Origin of the sequence: Micromonospora sp. NPDC048843 (genome assembly GCF_040649965.1) — a bacterium.
GTDB classification, from domain to species: Bacteria; Actinomycetota; Actinomycetes; order Mycobacteriales; family Micromonosporaceae; genus Micromonospora; species Micromonospora hortensis.
In genome coordinates this window covers 1-15,974 of sequence record NZ_JBEZGJ010000169.1, presented here as the reverse complement: position 1 = coordinate 15,974, position 15,974 = coordinate 1, and the positions used below count along the sequence as shown (strand labels likewise).

Annotated in this window: 14 protein-coding genes and 1 pseudogene; 3 read left to right on the top strand and 12 right to left on the bottom strand. The window is 70.8% G+C overall.

Annotation, left to right across the window (positions count from 1 at the left end):
* Positions 1–78: 78 nt before the first annotated feature.
* Positions 79–1,068 (bottom strand): histidine kinase, encoded by a 990-nt coding sequence (locus AB0C20_RS29280; RefSeq protein ID WP_357569149.1) that lies wholly within the window; start codon positions 1,066–1,068, stop codon positions 79–81.
* 334 nt (positions 1,069–1,402) lie between these two features.
* On the opposite strand from AB0C20_RS29280, the gene AB0C20_RS29275 reads away from it, so the two are divergent.
* Positions 1,403–2,866 (top strand): multicopper oxidase domain-containing protein, encoded by a 1,464-nt coding sequence (locus AB0C20_RS29275; RefSeq protein WP_357569148.1) that lies wholly within the window; start codon positions 1,403–1,405, stop codon positions 2,864–2,866.
* A 19-nt stretch (positions 2,867–2,885) separates the two neighbouring features.
* Positions 2,886–3,320, top strand: a complete 435-nt coding sequence (locus AB0C20_RS29270; RefSeq protein WP_357569147.1) for an SRPBCC family protein — start codon at positions 2,886–2,888, stop codon at positions 3,318–3,320.
* Between the two features lie 96 nt (positions 3,321–3,416).
* Here AB0C20_RS29270 and AB0C20_RS29265 read toward each other — a convergent pair whose 3' ends face one another.
* The 10 genes and pseudogenes from AB0C20_RS29265 to AB0C20_RS29220 all read right to left on the bottom strand — a co-directional run bounded on the left by AB0C20_RS29265 (position 3,417) and on the right by AB0C20_RS29220 (position 14,713).
* On the bottom strand, positions 3,417–3,662 hold the full coding sequence (locus AB0C20_RS29265) for a hypothetical protein (RefSeq protein WP_357186298.1): 246 nt from the start codon (positions 3,660–3,662) through the stop codon (positions 3,417–3,419).
* A 73-nt stretch (positions 3,663–3,735) separates the two neighbouring features.
* Positions 3,736–3,903 (bottom strand): annotated as a pseudogene (locus AB0C20_RS29260) (ATP-binding cassette domain-containing protein); the annotation flags it as partial.
* Between the two features lie 254 nt (positions 3,904–4,157).
* Positions 4,158–5,447: a cellulose binding domain-containing protein gene (locus tag AB0C20_RS29255; protein ID WP_357186301.1), complete on the bottom strand. Its 1,290-nt coding sequence runs from the start codon at positions 5,445–5,447 to the stop codon at positions 4,158–4,160.
* A gap of 209 nt (positions 5,448–5,656) precedes the next feature.
* The gene (locus AB0C20_RS29250; RefSeq protein WP_357569146.1) at positions 5,657–6,802 is read right to left on the bottom strand and encodes an alanine racemase; all 1,146 of its coding nucleotides are present in this window, start codon (positions 6,800–6,802) and stop codon (positions 5,657–5,659) included.
* Positions 6,799–8,397, bottom strand: a complete 1,599-nt coding sequence (locus tag AB0C20_RS29245; protein ID WP_357569145.1) for an IucA/IucC family protein — start codon at positions 8,395–8,397, stop codon at positions 6,799–6,801. Before AB0C20_RS29245 ends, AB0C20_RS29250 begins: the two co-directional genes overlap by 4 nt.
* Positions 8,394–10,022 carry an IucA/IucC family protein gene (locus AB0C20_RS29240; RefSeq protein WP_357569144.1) on the bottom strand — a complete coding sequence of 543 codons (1,629 nt, stop codon included), beginning with the start codon at positions 10,020–10,022 and terminating at the stop codon, positions 8,394–8,396. Before AB0C20_RS29240 ends, AB0C20_RS29245 begins: the two co-directional genes overlap by 4 nt.
* The gene (locus tag AB0C20_RS29235; protein ID WP_357569150.1) at positions 10,019–11,188 is read right to left on the bottom strand and encodes a siderophore biosynthesis protein; all 1,170 of its coding nucleotides are present in this window, start codon (positions 11,186–11,188) and stop codon (positions 10,019–10,021) included. Before AB0C20_RS29235 ends, AB0C20_RS29240 begins: the two co-directional genes overlap by 4 nt.
* 47 nt (positions 11,189–11,235) lie before the next feature.
* Entirely contained in the window at positions 11,236–12,738 is a 1,503-nt protein-coding gene (locus tag AB0C20_RS29230; RefSeq protein WP_357569143.1) for an MFS transporter, read from the bottom strand.
* Complete coding sequence (locus tag AB0C20_RS29225) at positions 12,735–14,006, bottom strand: MFS transporter (protein WP_357186317.1); 1,272 nt, start codon at positions 14,004–14,006, stop codon at positions 12,735–12,737. Before AB0C20_RS29225 ends, AB0C20_RS29230 begins: the two co-directional genes overlap by 4 nt.
* Positions 14,003–14,713 carry a siderophore-interacting protein gene (locus AB0C20_RS29220; RefSeq protein WP_357186320.1) on the bottom strand — a complete coding sequence of 237 codons (711 nt, stop codon included), beginning with the start codon at positions 14,711–14,713 and terminating at the stop codon, positions 14,003–14,005. The genes AB0C20_RS29225 and AB0C20_RS29220 overlap by 4 nt, the downstream gene beginning before the upstream one ends.
* Before the next feature lie 81 nt (positions 14,714–14,794).
* Between AB0C20_RS29220 and AB0C20_RS29215 the strand changes: the two genes are divergently transcribed.
* Complete coding sequence (locus tag AB0C20_RS29215; RefSeq protein ID WP_357186323.1) at positions 14,795–15,355, top strand: GNAT family N-acetyltransferase; 561 nt, start codon at positions 14,795–14,797, stop codon at positions 15,353–15,355.
* A gap of 29 nt (positions 15,356–15,384) precedes the next feature.
* On the opposite strand, the gene AB0C20_RS29210 is transcribed toward AB0C20_RS29215, so the two are convergent.
* The gene (locus tag AB0C20_RS29210) at positions 15,385–15,792 is read right to left on the bottom strand and encodes a hypothetical protein (protein ID WP_357569142.1); all 408 of its coding nucleotides are present in this window, start codon (positions 15,790–15,792) and stop codon (positions 15,385–15,387) included.
* Positions 15,793–15,974 lie beyond the last annotated feature (182 nt).

Below are 15,974 nucleotides of genomic sequence, written 5' to 3'. Positions count from 1 at the left end.
ATCCGACCTACAGCGGCATCATGTTCCAGACCAACTACGTCGGCGGGCAGCCGCAGAACCCGATCACCGACACGGTCTTCACGAACGTCTCGATCCCGCGCGCTCAGCCATCGCGCGCAGGCCGGAGCCGTCGCGCACCGTCGCGAGGTCGAAGCCCACCCCGTCGTCGGCGACGGTGGCCCGCAGCTCGTGCGGGGTGATGTCGATGACCGCATGGATCACCCGAGCACCGGCGTGGGCCACCGCGTTGCGCAACGCTTCGCGGACGACCAGGAACACCTCGTCGAGCACCTCGGGCGGTACCCACGACTCGTCGCCGTTGATCTCGGTGTGCAGACGTGTCTCGCCCGTCTCGACAGTCGACAGGAAGTTGGCCAGCGCCTCGTCGAGTGATCCGAGGGGCTGAGAAAGCCGAAGGTCGGCGATGAGCACGCGCAGATAGCCGACCGCGTCGTGGAGCGACTCCCGGGCGATGACCACTCGGCGGTCCACGTCGTCGTGGCGTCGTTCCTGGGCGAGCTCGTGGGCCTCCAGGTTGCGGTACGCCGCGCTGAGGCTGTGGCCCAGCCGGTCGTGCAGCTCGCGCGCGATCAACGAACGCTCGGCGATCTGCGCCTGGTGGACCTCGTTCATCAGGCCGGCGGCATAGCGCGAACTCGCGTCGACCAGCCGGGTCAGTGTCGTACGGGTGAGTGCGTCGGCGACCAGCGCCAGGGCCGCACCCTGGTCGGGCTGGCCAGCCAACTGCTTCAGCGCATCGGCCAACACGATGTCGACCAGGGCGACGGCCGCGCGAAAGCACTCGCGTGGGTGAAGCTCGACGTCCTCAGAGGACACGGCCGGCGGCGGTGTCGACAGCGGGTCGGTCGTCTCACGACGGATCTCGGCCATCGTCTCCCGCAGCAGGACGTCGGCCTGCGCCGTGTAGCTGTCGATCAGGCCAGCGGCCCCTTCGAAGTCGTCACTCGCAGCGGCAAGACGCTGACGGTAGGCGGCAAGAATCGGTTGATGCCTGCGATCGAGAACCTCGGCAGCGGTCCTCCGCAGCGCATCGTTTCCAACAACCATTGCGGATCCCCCGGTGTGTGCCCTATTGCTCCCCAGGTGCGGGCACGAACGGCTCTCCCCAGCGCCGGCTGCCCGCCGTGTCGCCGACTCCCCCCGTCGTGGGCGACAAAAGCACTCAGATCGGATCGGCCTTCTACGAGTTGTCACGGCCGACTACTCGCACGAGTCTACGGTCTCATCGCGCGTCGTTGGAAGCATCGAAGCTTAGCTTTTGGTAGTCACACCAAAACTTAAGGTGAAATCCATATTTGGCCGCGACCAGTTTTCGACGGCGCGTCGAGGGGCCTCCCTGACAGTTCACCCGAGACCTCGACCACCAGGAGTGGAGCGACCAATGGTGAGCAGACGCAACGTCATGAAGGCCGGTGCCACCGCGGGAGCAGCCGCGCTGGTCACGGCCACCGCGGCGGCAGCGGCGCGCGGTTCCACCCCGTCCGCGACACCGGCCCACGGCACCCACACCGGCCACGGGAAGACGGCACACGTCGCGGCCGTCACCGCCCCGTTCGCTGTCCGGATGCCGATACCGCCCGTGCAGCAGCCGATCGCCTCGGTAGCCAACACCGACTTCTACGTCGTTTCCACTCGTAAGGCTCAAGCGGAGATCCTGCCCGGGACGCGTACCGAAGTGCTGACCTACGACGGCCTCTTTCCCGGCCCGACGTTCCGGGTCAAGACGGGCCGGCTCGCGGTCATCGCCCACAGCAACCACCTCGACATGCCGACCGCGGTGCACGTGCACGGAGGCCACACGCCGTCGAGCAGCGACGGGTTCCCGACCGACGTGCTGGACCCGGGGAAGAGCCGGATCTACAGCTATCCCAACAAGCAGCGGGCGGCCACGCTCTGGTACCACGACCATGCCCATCACATGGAGGCCGAGCACGTGTTCCGCGGGCTCGCCGGCTTCTTCCTGATCGACGACCCAGCCCAGGCCGAACTGCGGTTGCCCACCGGCAACCACGACATCCCGATCATGTTGCGCGACGCGCGGTTCGCCGACGACGCGAGCCTGATCTTCGAACACGACGACTTCCAGTTCCGCAACACGATCCTCGTCAACGGCAAGCCGCAGCCCTACTTCCCGGTGGCCGCCCGCAAGTACCGGCTGCGCTTCGTCAACGCGTCCAACCTCCGCACGTTCACCCTGCGGCTCGGCAACGACGCCGAGGTCGCCCAGATCGCGAGTGACGGCGGGCTGCTCGCCGGGCCGACGCCGATCCGCTCGTGGAGCCTGACGCCCGGCGAGCGGGTCGAGATCGTCGTCGACTTCGGCGCGATCCCGGTCGGCAGCCAGGTCTTCCTCGACGACGCGGTGGCCGGGCCGGTGCTGCGCTTCGACGTCAACCGGGCCGCCGCCGACACCAGCCGGTTGCCCGACCGGCTGAGCACCATCCCCGCGCTGCCGGCGGCCACGAAGGAGCGGGCGTTCACGCTCAACTTCAACCCGTCGACCGGCCAGTTCCTCATCAACGGGCAACAGTTCGATGCCGAACGGGTTGATACCGAGATCAAACGCAACACGACAGAGGTGTGGACGGTGACGAACGGCGACACGCTCTTCGGCATCCCGCACAACTTCCACCCCCACCTGGTCCAGTTCCGGGTGCTGGATCGCAACGGTCAGCCGCCCGCACCGGGCGAGGCCGGGGTGAAGGACACCATCTCGGTGGGGCCGGGCGAGACGGTCCGACTCCAGGCGACATTCGGGCCGTATCTTGGCCGATATGTCTACCATTGCCACATGATCGACCATTCCGCGAGTGGGATGATGGCACAGATGAAGATCGTTCCCTGACCCCTGAGAAAGGTTTCTTGTGCCCTCGGCAGAGAAGACTGTGCAGATCGGACGGACCCCTGAGGTCGTCTTCGCATTTCTCGCCCGCGGCGAGAACGACGCGCGCTGGCGTCCCAACGTGCTCGACGTCGCGCGCGTCTCCGGCGAGGGGGTCGGCGCTCGCTACAAGCAGGGACTCAAGGGCCCCGGTGGGAGCCGCATCCCGGCCGACTACGAGGTGACCGGGTTCGAGCCGGGTCGCCGTCTGGCATTCCAGGCAACCGGCAGCGTGGTACGCACCCAGGGCGAATACACGCTCACCCCGGCCGACGGCGGGGGGACCCGGCTCACCCTGAAGCTGGCGTGGCAGCCGAGCGGGCTGTCGCGCTTCCTCGGCCCGGTCGTCGGCAAGACGTTCGAGGAGGAGATCGCCGCCCTCGACACCCTTCGCGACCTGCTCGAGGGCGAAAGCTAGTCGCGCGGGGCACGCACGGCGCAATGAGGATCGAGGCCTTGACCAGCTCACCGCTGGTCAAGGCCTCGTGCGAACCACCCGTGGTTGACGATCGGCCTAGTCGCCCGTCAGGTCCCGACCGATGCTGAGGCTTGCCACGACGAAGGCCACGCCGGCCCACAGGGAGGCGATCAGGAGGCCACGTGTGTCGCCGGCGCCGGCACTGATGAGCGACGTGAACGGCAGTGGCAGCTGCAACCTGCCGATCAGACCCTCGACGAAGACGAACCAGCCCGCACTACCGAGCAGGAGCCATGTCGACCGCCGAACGATGGACGCGCAGGAGGCAGCGAGGATCGCCACGATCGGCACCACCGTCAGCAGGTCCTTGTACGGCCCTGACTCACCAACACATGCCACAACCGCCGCTGATCACACCAGCCGTCGGACGTGTCAGCCCGAGCAGCATCCGGAGGGTCGTCGTCTTCCCAGACCCGTTGAGCCCGAGGAAGCCGGTGACCCGACCGGGCCGCGCTTCGAAACTGACCCCGTTCACCGCCTGTACGCGGCCATAGGATTTCGTCAATCCATTCGCTTGTATCATCGCAGGCAACGACCTTCGTGAGCGGTCAATGGGTCCGTCGGCTGAACGCCCAGGCCAGCTGCCCGATGCCTCCCCGCAGCCGTTGGCGGCGCTCTTTTCCTGCAACGCCGCAACTGCCTGCCGGTGCGACGATCCATCATCTCTTCTACACGAAGCAGCACTTCGGTATCCATGACGATCTCACGAGGCCGCTCGACACCCGCGTCACCCATGGGCCCGGAGCCAGGCGGCTCCGGGCCCGCCTCCTGTCGAACTCAGGGGCTGGTGCAGGTGACGTTGCTGGGTGCCGTGGCACCGTTGCCAGTGGCGGTGAACCCGAAGGTGGTGGAGGCGCTCGGGCCAACAGTGCCGTTGTAGGCGGCGTTCTTGACGGTGACGCTGCCGGTGGTGCCCGTGTTGGTGCCGCTCCAGAGACTGCTGATGGCCTGACCACTGGCCAGGGTCAGGCCCACCGTCCAGCCGTTCAGGGGCGCTGTGGAGTTGTTGGCCACTGTCACCTCAGCCTGGAAGCCGCCGGGCCAGGTGTTGAGCGTCCGGTAGGTGGCAGTGCAGGTGCCGGGCTCCCCGGTCGGCGGCGGGGTCGTCGGCGGCGGATCGGTGGGCGGCGGATCGGTAGGCGGTGGGGTCGTCGGCGGTGTGGTCGACTCGAACTGGCTGAAGAACCTCCAGATCTCCCCCGACGTCCAGGTCCGCGAGTCGTTGGGGCTGCCCGACCCGTCCACCGGGCTGGGCGTGTGGTCACCGTCGAACGCCGCCCACTGCACCGGGTAGCCGGCCCGGCAACCCGCGTACGTCGTGGTGATGTGGGTGAGGCTGCCCCGGCTCGGCTCGCGCGGACTCTGCGCGGTGCAGCCGTTGTTGCGCACGAACGTGTCGCGCAGCTGCCGACCCTGGGAGATGTTCAGCACGCTGTCGTAGATGCCGTGGATGCCGAAGTAGGCGACCGGCTGCGTGCCCCCGTTGCATCCGCTGAGGTTCGCGCCGGAGATGACGGTGACCGCGCGGATGATCGTGGGCCGGGCACAGGCCACGGCGTAACTCATCGCCCCGCCGTAGCTCCAACCCAGGGCGAAGCGCTGGGTGGTGTCCACGCAGAGGTCGTTCTCGATCTGCCGGGAGATGTCGTCGAAGAGGGTCAGGTCCCGACCGTTGGTGTTGGCCCAGCCGGCGTTGAGACCCTGTGGAGCAACGAAGATCGTGCTGTTGTTCGACAGCGGCTGGAGCCCGTAGTAACCGGCCGAGGTGACGTTGTTGGCCGAGCCGTTCAACCAGTGGAAGCCGAAAATCAGCCGGTACTGGCGGTTCCGGTCGTACCCGTCCGGGATCCGCAGGTTGTACGTGCGGCTCTGGCCGCTGCTCTGAATCGTGCGCGTCCCGGTGGCGAGCGTGGGGGCCTTGCCGCAGCCGGCGGTCGCCGCGAGGGTGCCGTTGGTGGCGGCCACCGCGCTCGCACCGAAACCGCCGCTCAACGCGCCGCCGGTGGTGGCCGCGAGGAGAAGCGCCGCGGCCGCGATGGATGGGAGGAAGAACCTACGTCTGAGCATTGCTGGGGCTCCTTGCCGTTCGACGACCAACAATGGTCGCCAGGCATCGACGGGGGCCCGGACTGGTCACCGACCGGAAAGGCGGAAGGGGCGGGGCCCCTCGGCGCGTCTTCGCCGGCTGGCTCGGGTGACCGGGAGCGTGCCCTTCACTCCCGGGTAAAAGATAGCATGTTATCGATAACACACCGAGCCGATCGAGCCTCCCGCGCTCACGTCCCGAGCGGCCGGGCCGCCCACTCGGCGGCCACTTCGTGCAGGTCACCTGTGCGGAAATGCGGGGGCTCGTGCAGCAGGAAGTCACGGTGGCTGATGTTCCAGGCGTACGCCCCGGCCATGGCGAAGGCCAGCACGTCACCCACGCCGATCGGCCCCGCGGTGGCCGACCGGGACAGCACGTCCTTCGGGGTGCAGAGTTGCCCGACCACTGTGACCGGCCCGCCGTCGGTGCGGGGGCCGCCGGCACCCTGTCGCGGGTGCACCGTGAACGGCTGCGCGTGCCCCTTCGCCGCCGGAGTCCGCAGGTGGTGCGTCCCGCCGGCCACCACCACGAACCACTCGCCGTAGGAGCGCTTCACGTCGACGACCTCGGTGAGGTACGCCCCGCAGTGGGCGGTGACCGACCGGCCCGGCTCGATGCGCAGCCGCACGCCCGGGTGCCTGTCGAGGACCTCCGTCAGGGCCTGGCCGTAGCCCTCCCAGTCGAACCGCGCGCCCGGGTCGGTGTAGTCGACTGTCATGCCGCCGCCGACGTCGACCTCGGCCGCGTCGACCTCGGCCACCGCCCAGCCGACCACGGCCGCGGCGACAGTCGCGGCGAGCGGTGCGTCCAGTCCGCTGGCCAGGTGGGCGTGGATTCCGCGTACGTCGATGCCGGCCGGCGGGCGATGGGCGCACGCGATCGCGTCGGCCGGGTCCATGCCGAACGGGCTCGGTCCACCGCCCATGACCAGGCTCGCGCCCGGCGCGTCGACCGGTAGGTTCACCCGCAGCAGCACCTGGGCCGACTGGCCCGCCTCGGCGGCCAGCGCGCCGAGTCGCGCCAGCTCGCTGGGTGACTCGACGTGGATGCGGTGCACCCCGGCGGCGAGAGCGGCGGCGAGGTCCGCGTCGGTCTTGCCCGGCCCGGCGTACGCGGCCGGCGCCCGTCCCGGCAGCACCTCGGCCAGCCTGCGCAGCTCGCCCCGGCTGGCGGCCTCGAACCCGTCGACGATCGGGGCGAGGGTTCGCAGCACACCGGGATCCGGGTTGGCCTTGACCGCGTAGAGCAGCTCGACCGGCTGGGGCAGCGCCGCCCGGATGGCTCGGGCCTGCCTGGTCAGGGCGTCTAGGTCGTGGACGTAGACCGGTCTGGTCATCGTGGCCCACCCATCGGGTTCGGCACCGGCACGAACGGTGCGGCCCGGTCGGCGTCACGCCGCCACCGGACCAGCAGGTTCGCCTTGGCCAGCAGCGGCTCCCCGGTCAGCAGCGCGCGCAGCTCCGCTGGCTCACCGAGGTCGGCGGCCACCGCCTCGACGACGGCGCGCAGCTCCTGCCACAGCCGCCGTTCGATGCCCGGCCGCGCGTCGGCGAGGGCCCCGCTGATTCCACCGAGGTGGTTGACGAACAGGCAGTAGACGATCCGGCGGTACGCGGCCCGGGGACCGTAGCGGGCCTGCCCCGGGACGCCGTCCGGCCAGGTGCCCCACCGGTCGGCGTCCAGCTTCACGCCCTCCAGGTCGCGCAGCAGCATGCGTACCGGACGGCGATCCCGGTCGAGCACGACGACGACGTTCTGGAGGTGCGCCTCGTGCACGACGCCGTGGCTGAGCCAGCTGCTCAGCACCGCCGGCACCAGCAGGCCGACGTACGCGCGCCACCAGGCCACCGGATCCGGTGTCACCAGCGGCGTTGCGGCCAGCGCCGCCGCCAGCACCGGGGTGTCGCCCGGACGCAGGTGCGGGCGCAGACCGTTGCGCAGGATCGTTCCGTACGCCTCGTCCGGGCCGGGAACGTCGACAGTGCGGTAGGCGGGCTCGGCGAGCAGCCCCACCCCGTCCGGCAGCGGCACCCGGGCCAGCAGGTCGGTCAGCGCCACCGCGCCGGTGAGTTCGTAGCGGGCGTTCTTGCGCAGGCAGTTGGTGATGCGCACGTGCAGACTGGTCTTCACGAACAGGTCGGCCTCGGGGGCGTAGAGGGTACGGACGCTCGCCGTGGGTCGTACCGGCACGCCGGCCGCCCCCAGGTCGCGCAGCCGTGGGTGGGTGGGTGGGATCAGCGACAGCTGCCAGGGGTGCACCGGTAGGACGTGGTGCCCGCGCGGGGGCCGAGGCGGGTCGAGCGCGGCCACCAGCGGATCGAACGGCCCGGCGTCGGCGGTCAGATCGTCCGGTACGGCAAGCCAGTGCAGCCGGAACGCCGTGCGCAGCTCCGGCGCGTACGCCCGCCAACTATCCGGGTCACCGCTGCGCCACTTCGGGGTGGGATGGTGCGGGTGGCCGAAGACCAGCGACTGCTCGGAGTCGACGTACGCGTCGATGGCGGGCTCACCCGTGGGGGTCGGATCCTGGGCGGGTCGGTCCGCCAGCAGTCGGGCCACTGTGTCCCGGCTGGCCCGGACCTGCTCGGCGAACTCGTCGTTCACCAGGCCGGTACGTGTGGTGAGCTCCGCCGCGACCAGGGCGGCCAACCCGTCCGCGTCCAGGTCTTCCCACCGCCCGCCGCCGGTGGTGCGTTGGACCGGGCCGGTGTAGCGGTGCGCGCCGAGCGGCGAGGTTCGCGCGACCTCGCAGCGCACTGTGACGTCGAGGTGCCGCAGTAGCAGCCGGACGGCACCGTCGACAACGGTCGGGGTGCCGTCCGGCGGGGCCAGCTCGCGCAACAGGCAGCCGAAGACGGCGTGGGCGGCGGCCAGGTCGGCGCGCTGACCGGTGTCGCTGGCCGGCCGGGAGCGCAACTGGGCGCTCGTCATCGTGTCTCCCGGAGGTAGTTCGGGCCGGTACGCAGGTAGTACTTGTTGATGTCGGCGCAGCCGAGCCGCTGTTTGGGCAGCAGGGTGCCGGCGGTGAGCATCGCCTTGATGGGCAGTTGGGTGGCGTGCAGGACCCGCTCGGTGAAGGTCCGCACCGCCGGTCCGTCGCCCCACCGGTCGCGGGCGGCGGCGAGCCGGGGCACCAGCGCCTCGGCGGGTGTCGGCACGGGCAGCCCTCGGGCGGCCAGGGCGACAAGGGGCGCGGCGGCGGCCAGGTGCAGGGTGATGGTGATGAACACGTCGGTCAACTCGTGCGGGTCGCGCGCCCACATCCGGTCGTCGTGCAGGGCGAGCCCGTTCGTGCCGTCGTGTCGCCTGTCGAGCCGGGCGCCGTCGTTGTCCTTGTAGAGCAGGCCGACAGAGCCGTCCGGGTGCACCAGCAGGTGGATGTTCTGCGGGTGCGCCTCCAGTGCGATCCCGTGGCGTAGCCAGAGGAAGACGTGCCAGTCGAGCAGCAGGTCCAGATAGGACTCCAGCAGTGCGACGGGCTGCTGTGGGCTGATCCGTTCGAGGACCGTGCCCGCCACCGGGTCGGCGGCGGCGAGGGCCGCTACCGGCACCACCTGGACGCCGGCCAGGTCGCGCGGAAATCGGCGCAGCAGGAAACCGCGCCGCTCGTCGCCGTCGACATGTGCCCAGGTGCTCTCGTCGGCGTGCCGGATCCGACCGGCGAAGCTGGGTTCGGCGGTGGCGATCCGGTCGAGCAGTGCGGCGACGGCCGCGCCGTCGGCGAGCGAGCCCGGTTGCAGCGTGCGTCGGTTGCGCGCGCCGAGACTCGCGGTCGGCAGCGGCAGTTTGAGGTGCAGGTACGGGTCGTGGTCGAGCGCCACCGTCCGCATGGAGAGGGTGGGTCGCACCGGAGTCACCGGCAGGTCGACCGCCGGGAGCGCGTCGCGGGCCACTGTGATCGGATGTGCCGGCAGAAGCAGCTGATCCGGTAGCGGTGCCCGCGGCCACCACGACGGCAGCTCGCCGGCCAGTCGGACGTCCTGGGCCGGAACGGCGTACCAGCGCAGCGCGAACCGTGGGGCGTGCTCCGGGGCGTACCGGAGCAGTTCGTCGTCGCGAAGACCGTGCCGGCACCTGTCGGTGGGGTAGACGGGGTGGCCGTGGTGGGCGGCGAGCACGTCGTCCAGGAGCGCCGCCGGCAGGCCGGTCGGGGTGAGCGCGCGTTCGGCGGCCACCTCGGTGAGCACCCGCGCCCGGCTGTGGACGGCGAGCCGTCGGGCCCGCAGGTCGGCCCGGCACTCGACGCCGAAGTCCCGCCAGCCGGCCTCGGCCTCGGCGTTGTCGCGCGGGGCGAGCAACGTCAACAGTCCGTTCAGCGTCTCCGTACGCTGCGTTCCGCCCGCGCGGGTCACCAGCAGCACCATCGGCGCTGCGCTGCGCAGGGCCTGCTGGAACCCGTCCGCCCGGACCGGTATGCGCAGCAGGCCGGCGGGGTGGGGCACCTGCCACCAGTCGGGCCCGTCCGGTCGGCCGGCGCTGCGCAGACCGAGGTGATCCTCGCGCAGCAGGGCATCGAGCACCCGGGCGAAGACCTCCCGCTCACAGTCGTCGCTCACTCGACGATGGTCCACTGGAGATCGTTGCGGAGGGCGGCCAGCGACTGCCGGACGGTGCCCTCGTCGGGGCCGATTCCGTGCAACACGGCGAGGTAGTCGCGGTTCGTGCCGGTGTACTCGGCGGTGCGGCCCACCTCGCGCAGCGGACGGCAGCCCAGCCGCAGGTCGCCGTGGACGGTGTCGAGTGGGCCCGGTGCGGCGACGAGACGACCGGAGCGATCCGCGCAGACGTACTCGACCTGCGCGTAGCGGTCGACGGTGTCGGGCAGGCCGAGGGCGGCCAGCGGCTCGCCGAGGTGCAACCGGATGACGTACTCGAACAACGGCACACCGAGCAGTTCGGCGAGGATCAGGTCCATCCGGTCGCCGATGAGGCGGTAGTTCACCTCGATCAGCCGGACCCGGCCGTCGGAGACGACGTACTCGGTGTGGCAGGCCCCGAGGCCGACCCCGAGCGCGTCGAGCCGTGCCCGCAGTTGGGTGCGCGCCTGCTCCGCCGGGGGCGACCAGGCGAGGCTCTCCTCGGTGAAGGTCGGCGGCGGACCGAGCCCGGTGCGCCATCCGCCGAGGGAGGCCAGCTCGGTGCCGTCGCCGAGGGTCTCGAAGGTCCGCAGCTCGCCGGCGAGGTACTCCTCGACCACCAGTGCCACGTCCGGCCGCCGACCACGGATCTCGGCGACCCGGGCGACCAGCTCGGTGTGGTCGGCCACCAGGTACGCGTCCTCACTGGCCACCCCCTCGCGGGGTTTGACCACCGCCGGGAACATCCCGGGCGGCACGTCCGGCGTGGCACCGGGGTCGACGGTGACGGTGCGTACCAGATCGAGGCCCGCAGCGGCGATCGCCCGGCGGGCCGCGGCCTTGTCCTTGCAGAGACGGGCGGCGTCCGGGTCCTTGCCGGGCAGGCCGAGCTTTCGGGCGGCGATCGCGGTGGCCTCCTGGAGATGGTCGCTATTGGACAGTAGCGCCACCGCTCGGGCGGGTGCCGCCGCCGCGGCCACTGCGGCCGGGTCGCGGACCGCGCAGCGCGCCACAGGCACGTCCGCCGGCCATTCCGCCGGCCGGTCGGTCAGCACGGTGGCCGACAGCCCGAGCGACGCCGCCGCCGGGAGGAACCCGTCCAGGACAGCGTCGGTGGGATTGAGCGCGGTCAGGTAGAGCCGCATACCGCCTCCGTCGACTACCACGATGTGACTATTAGGGTAGCCTACCCTTATAAGGCGGTTTTGGTGCGATCTGCCCGGTGTAGCAACAGGGCGGCCACCAGGCCACCGATCAACACCGCAGCCGCACCCACCAACTGCCCCGTCTCCAGCGCCGAGGCGAAGGCGACGGTCACGGCCTCCCGTTCGGCTCCTTCACTGGCGGCGGCGAGAGCCGCGGGAAACGACCCGGCGCCGGCCAGGGCCGCCGGCAGCAGCGCCGCGAACCGGGCGTTCAGCACGGCGCCCAGCACCGCGATGCCGAGGCTGCTGCCGACCTCGGTCATGGTGCCGTCGACACCCGCGCCCGCGCCGGCCTTCGCCGCCGGGATCGCGCTCATCACCGCCTCGACGATGGCCGGATTGGCGAGCGCGCAACCGACACCCATGACGAGCAGCCCGACAAGCAGCACCGCGTACCCGTCCGACGGGAAGAGGGTGACCAGCGCGAGACCGGCCGCGAGCAGCGTCATGCCAACGGCGATGGCGACCGCCAGGCCGAGCCGACGGATCACGCTCGCGACGACGCCGCTGACGTTGAGCAGCACGATGGACAGCGCGAAGGGCGCCATCCGCAGACCGGCCTCCCAGGCGGGATAACCCCTGACGAACTGGAGGTGCTGGGTGAGCAGGAACAGCGCGCCGGTGGCGCCGAACGTGATCAGCACGACGCCGCTGATCGCACCGACGAAGCGCCGGTCCCGGAAGAAGCGCATGTCCAGCATCGGGTGCGCGATCCGTCGCTCCCACCGCACGAAGATCCCGAGCAGGAGTACGCCGACGACCCCCGCGCCGAGCACAGCGGGCGACGCCCACCCGTGCTCCGGCCCGGAGATGATCGCCCAGACGACAGCGGTCAGGCCGGCGGTGGAGAGCACCGCGCCGAGCACGTCGAGTCGGCCGCCGGCCGGCCCGCGGGACTCGGGGACCAGCGCGCGACCGACAAGCAGGCAGACCAGCACGATCGGCACGTTCATCAGGAAGATCGCGCCCCACGGCAGATGCGCGAGGATCGTGCCGCCGATCGGCGGCCCGATGGCGAACCCCAACGCGCTGGTGGCGGCCCAGATGCCGATCGCCCGGGACCGCTCGGCGGCGTCGAAGACCTGCATCGCCACCGCTAGCGTCGCGGTGACCAGCAACGCGCCACCGACGCCCATCCCGGCCCGCGCGGCGATCAGCTGCCCACTGGTGCTGGCCAGACCGGCGGCCAGCGAGCCGACCCCGAACAGGACCAGCCCGGCGAGCAGCATCCGACGACGGCCGTACCGGTCGGCGGCGCTACCGGCGGTGAGCAGCAACCCGGACAGCACCAACGCGTACGCGTTGATCATCCACTGCACCTCGGCGGTGCTGGCACCCAGCTCGGTGGTGAGCACCGGCACCGCCACGGTCAGCACCGTGTTGTCCAACACCACTACCAGTTGCGCGACGCACAGCACGGCCAGGATGAGCCATCGCTGCGGCAGTCGTGCCGGTGTCGCGGTGTCGGTGGCCGGCTGAACTGTGGTCACGCCACCGCCTTGACGCCATCCACTGCGGGCTGCTCGGTGGGTTGCTCGGCCGTCGGGCCGACGGCGGGGCCAGGCCGGTGCGGGAATCGCCGCTGGTGAGAGAGGCCGAGGGCGACCCCGGCGGCCACCAGCACGATGGCCGCTACCGCTACCGCCGGATAGCCGACCCGGTCGGCCGCCGCGAGACCGATGGACGCGGCCACGAACGAGCAGACCAGGCCGAACGACGACAGCACAGTGAAGTCGGTGCCGCCGGTGTCGGGCCGGGAGTAGTCCATGTTGACGGTGTAGAGCACGACGTTGGCGATGGTGTAGGCCACCATGAAGCAGCAGAGCGCGGCGACCGTCCCGCCCAGCGGAGCGTTGCCGTTCATCAGCGGCAGCAGCAGCAACGTCGACACGGTGAGCGCCACGCCGCCGACCACCAGCACGCCACTGCGCCCGAACCGCCCGATCCCGAGCCCCGCGACAAGGCCCGCCACGATGGCCGGGGCGCTGATCACCACGCCGGTGACGACGCCGATCCGACCCAACGACCACCCGGCGTCGACCAGGGCCGGGGTGACCAGGGCGTACGCCATGCCCGCACCGACGTAGACGAGCGGCACCACGCCGAAGGTCCACCACCGGCAGCCCGGCTGGCCGAACACCGACAGCAACGCCCGGTAGGCCGCGCCGACCCGTTCCACCCGATCGGTACGGGGAGGCTCCCGGAACCGCCACACCACCAGCAGGCCGACCGCCGTCATCGCGGCCAGCAGGCCGATGGCCGGCACCCAGCCGAACTGGTCGTAGACCAAGACGCAGGCTCCGCCGCCGAGCAGGTTGCCGAGGTAGCTCGCGGCGACCTGGATGCCGTTGCCGGTGCCCCGGGCCGAGTCGGCCAGCATCCGGACCGCGACGGCGTCCACGGCGATGTCCTGGGTGGCCGAGAAGAACACGTACGCGGCGCAGATCGCGATGATCGGGCCGAGCGCGTCGGCCGGGCTGGCGAACGGCAGCAGCGCCAGCAGGGCGAGCACCAGGGCGGTCTGGAGCACGAGCAGCCAGGAGCGGTAGTGGCCGCGGTGCCGTGATCCGTACCGGTCGAGGATCGGCGCCCAGAGGAACTTGATGGGCCAGATCAGGCCGACGATCTGCAACATCGCCAGCGTGTCCAGCGACGTGCCGCCGTCGCGCAGGATGGCGGTGAGTCCGACGGTGATGAAGCCGACGCCGAGGTACTGGGTGACGTACAGCGCGGTCAGGGTGCCGAGACGGCCCTTCATGCCGCTTTCCAGTAGCCGAGGGAGGTCAACCGGTCCTTGTCGACGCCCAGCGTCTTGCGCAGGTGTCGGGTGATGCCCCGGGTGGTGGCCGCCTCGCAGGCCACCCAGTAGTGGCCCGCGCCGCTGGTCGGCAGTGCCGCGCAGACCGTGTCGACGAGATGCTGACCCGCGTCACGCCGCGGCACCCAGGTGACGTCGTGGTGCGCCCGGGCCCGCAGCGCGAGCGCCTTCTCGCCCTCGTGGGCGTACTCCAGCCAGACCGTCGCCGGAATGTCGGCGCCGGCGTCGAGCAGGCTGTTCACCGCGGGCAGGGAGGCCGCGTCGCCGACGAGGTAGAGGTGCTCGGGCGCGGGGTCGGGCAGCTCGAAGGCGCTGCCCTGCACTGTCGCGCTGATGGTGTCGCCGACCTTGGCCGTGGTGGCCCACCGGGCCGCACAGCCGTCGTGGAGGGCGAATTCGAGTGTGAATCGGCCGGTGGCCGGGTCGGGGTCCACCAGCGTGTACGCGCGCTGGTGGACTCGGCCGTCGTTGTCGAACCACAGCCGGATCCACATCGTGGGGTGCACCCCGCACGTCTCCAGCAGGCCGCCCCCGTCCAGGAGGAGCCGCTGGTAGTGCCCGTCGATTGACTCGGTGCTCAGGACGGTCAACTGAAAGTCCCGCCCTCCCATGGCCTTGAGGACCAGGGCCTCCCAGTTCCGTTTCACGCACCCCTCCAGGTAAGGTCATCCTTGGTTAGGGGAGGTTAACCTAAGTAGCGCCCCGGACGGAACAGAGGACAGCGCCCGATGACGTACCAGGAGAAGATCGCCGGTCTCGGCGAGCTGTCGTTGGTGACCGTGGACCCGGACCGGGACGCCACACTCCTGCACGGTTGGGTGACCCTGCCCCGCAACTCCTTCTGGGGCATGGGTTCGCACACCCTCGAAGAGGTCCGCGAGATCTACGCCTTTGTGGACAGTCTGCCGACGCACCACGCGTACCTGATCACTGTCGACGGGGAGCCGGTCGGCCTCTTCCAGAGCTATCAGCCCGAGGCGGACCCGGTCGGCGAACGCTATGCCGTCCAGCCCGGCGACGTGGGGATGCACCTGCTGCTCAGCCCCGACCGACGCCTCGCCCGCAGCCTCACCAACGCTGTCGGTCCGGCCATCGCCCGCTTCCTGTTCCGCGACCCGGCCGCGCAGCGGATCGTGGTGGAGCCGGACGTCCGCAACCACCTCGCCCTACGCCGACTGGAGATCGAGGGCTTCACCTTCGATTCCGAGATCGACATGCCGGACAAGCGGGCCCAGCTCGCGTTCCTGACCCGCGCCCGGTTCGCCGAGAGGCACCCGACTCCGGCCTGACCACCAACTCGGCCGTCGGCCTGCGACCGTCAGCCGTTGGCGTTCCAGAAGCCGACGACTGTCGCTGTCCACCAGGCGAGCTGCGAGATCGTGGCGGCGGCGACACCGGGAAGCAGGGCGGACCAGGGTGGGCGGCCCTGCACGGCCACGAGTCGATCCCGGACCCGGCCGAGGAACAGCCCGTTGATGCCGACCACCAGCACCGCGAGCAACTTGACCCAGACCAGCCCGGACGACGTGTCCGGTCCGAGGGCGGCCCCACTGGCGAGCAGACCCACCAGACCCAGCCAGATGAGCAGGTGCGCGCCGCGGGCGGCGGTCAGTACGGTGCCGAGCGGTTCCCGGCGCAGCAACCAGCGCAGGCTGAACCAGTCCACGGTCAGCACCGCACCGAAGCCCACCACGAGGCAGGTCAGGTGGCAGAAGAGGGCGACCATCCGCGCACCCGGTGAGAGGGTGACGTGCGGCGCGACCAAGATCGCGATCAGCCACCCGAGACTGACCGTCAGAACCGCGGCGACGGTGGTGGCCCGGCCGGCGGCGCGACGGTGGCCGCCGCGCCAGCTCCGACATACCGGTCCAGGTCGGGTCGCTGGCCTGGCCGTGGCGGTACTCGTCG